2 protein-coding genes are annotated in these 2,027 nt (G+C 68.1%); both read left to right on the top strand.

Annotated elements, in window-relative coordinates; genetic code table 11:
* Positions 1–14 precede the first annotated feature (14 nt).
* Positions 15–1,082 (top strand): phosphotransferase, encoded by a 1,068-nt coding sequence (locus NFX52_RS29955; RefSeq protein WP_202907132.1) that lies wholly within the window; start codon positions 15–17, stop codon positions 1,080–1,082.
* Positions 1,083–1,172: 90 nt separating this feature from the next.
* Entirely contained in the window at positions 1,173–1,910 is a 738-nt protein-coding gene (locus NFX52_RS29950; RefSeq protein WP_055395812.1) for a 16S rRNA (uracil(1498)-N(3))-methyltransferase, read from the top strand.
* Positions 1,911–2,027 lie beyond the last annotated feature (117 nt).

Genomic DNA, 2,027 nt, shown 5'->3' with positions numbered 1-2,027 from the left:
CCCCAACTTCCACCGTGGCCTGGCCCGATGCGGCCCGCCAGACAGCCTTCGAGGCCTGGCTGGCGCCCCTGGTGGGCCCGCACCAGCTACTGCCCGCCACGCTGCGCCCCGCCTCGGCGGACGCGAGCTTTCGGCGCTACCTGCGCATCGACAGCGCCATGGGCTGCAGCCGCATCGTGATGGATGCGCCGCCGGACAAGGAAAACTGCAAGCCCTTCGTGCAGGTGCAGGGCCTGATGGCCGCCGCCGGTTTGAACGTGCCCGAGATCCTTGCGTACGATGAACCGACCGGCTTCATGCTGCTGTCCGACCTGGGCCACCAGACGCTGATCGAGCGGCTGAACCCCGAAAAGCCGCAGGACGCCTACGCCTGGTACCAGCAGGCCACCGATGTGCTGCTGGACTGGCAAAAAGCCTCCCAGCCCGGCGTGCTGCCGGCCTATGACGAGGCGCTGCTGCGCCGCGAACTGGCGCTGTTCCCCGACTGGTACCTGGCCAGGCACCGCAGCGTCACGCTGGACGACAAGCAGCAGGCCACGCTGGCCAGCGCCTTTGATGCCATCGTGGCCCACAACCTGGCCGCCCCCCAGGTCTATGTGCACCGCGATTTCATGACCCGGAACCTGATGGCCCCCACCGAACAGGGCGCGCCCCTGGGGGTGCTGGACTTCCAGGACGCCGTCTACGGCCCTATCACCTACGACATTGCCAGCCTGCTGCGCGATGCGTTCATCAGCTGGGAAGAGGAATTTGTCATCGACATTACGGTGCGTTACTGGGAGAAGGCGCGCAAGGCCGGACTGCTGGGGGCCCGCAGCGCCAGCGGCTGGGGCGATGACTTCGGCGAGTTCTACCGTGCCGTGGAATGGATGGGCCTGCAGCGCCACCTCAAGGTCGCCGGCATCTTTGCGCGCCTGACCCTGCGCGACGGCAAGCCCAAGTACCTGGCCGATGCGCCGCGTTTCATGGCCTACATCCGCGCCACGGCCAACCGCTACCGGCAGCTGGGGCCGCTGCTCAAGATGCTCGACCAGATCGAAGGTACCGAGCCGGTGGTGGGCTTTGCCTACGGCCGGATGTAGCGGCGCGACTGGGCGCACGCAGTAAAGCAGAATAAAATTAGGCTCTAGCGCTTATCTATCAAGCGCAAGCAGCTATAAATAAAGTAGCAAATGCCCCGTTTCCATTGCCCGACCCTTCTGGCCACCGGCGCCGAGTTGGATTTGCCCCCCGGCGCTGCGCGCCACGTGCAGGTGCTGCGCCTGCAGCCGGGCGACACCATCACGCTGTTCCACGGCGGGCAAGCCGAGGGCGACCCGGGCGGCGAATTCGACGCCACCGTACTGAAGATGGGCCGCAGCGATGTGCGCGTGGTGGTGGGCGCCCACCATGCCACCGAACGTGAAGCCCCGCGCGCCGTGCACCTGCTGGCCGGTATCACCGCCAACGAACGCATGGACTGGCTGGTGGAGAAAGCCACCGAGCTGGGCGTGGCGAGCATCACGCCCCTGGTGGCCGAGCGCAGCGTGCTCAAGCTCAAAGGCGAGCGGGCCGAGAAAAAAATCGCCCACTGGCAGGCCGTGGCCGTGGCCGCCTGCGAGCAGTGCGGCCGCAACCGCGTGCCCGTGGTGCACAACGCCGTGGACCTGGCCGGCTGGGTGCGCGCCCAGGCCCAGGCCACCACAGTGCAGCGCCTGCTGCTGTCGCTGCGCGCGGGCACGGCGCCGCTGCACACGGCGGCGGGCCCGGCCGGGCCCGTGGTGTTTCTCTCCGGCCCCGAAGGCGGGCTTTCCAGCACCGAGGAAGACCTGGCACTGCAACACAGCTTTGCCCCGGTCACGCTGGGCCCCCGTGTGCTGCGCGCCGAGACCGCACCGCTGGCCGCCTTGGCGGCACTCACCCTTCTTTAGTGGGGTCAGAGACCTTCGGCGAAACCCAGGCCGCGCCTGGGCAGGGCTGTACGCCGGGCGATGACCCTCCTAGAATGAAAAGCGCACGGCCAGGCCCCGTTGCACGCCGCAGCGCAG

The sequence above is a fragment of the Acidovorax facilis genome (genome assembly GCF_023913775.1).
Lineage (GTDB): Bacteria > Pseudomonadota > Gammaproteobacteria > Burkholderiales > Burkholderiaceae_C > Acidovorax > Acidovorax facilis.
The sequence above is the reverse complement of the archived record's forward strand: the minus strand, read 5'-3'. Positions and strand labels throughout refer to the sequence as shown.

What these genes read in the sequence shown, in the direction of transcription:
- NFX52_RS29950 (WP_055395812.1), top strand. Translation starts at nt 1,173, where the DNA reads ATGCCCCGTTTCCATTGCCCGACCCTTCTGGCCACCGGCGCCGAGTTG.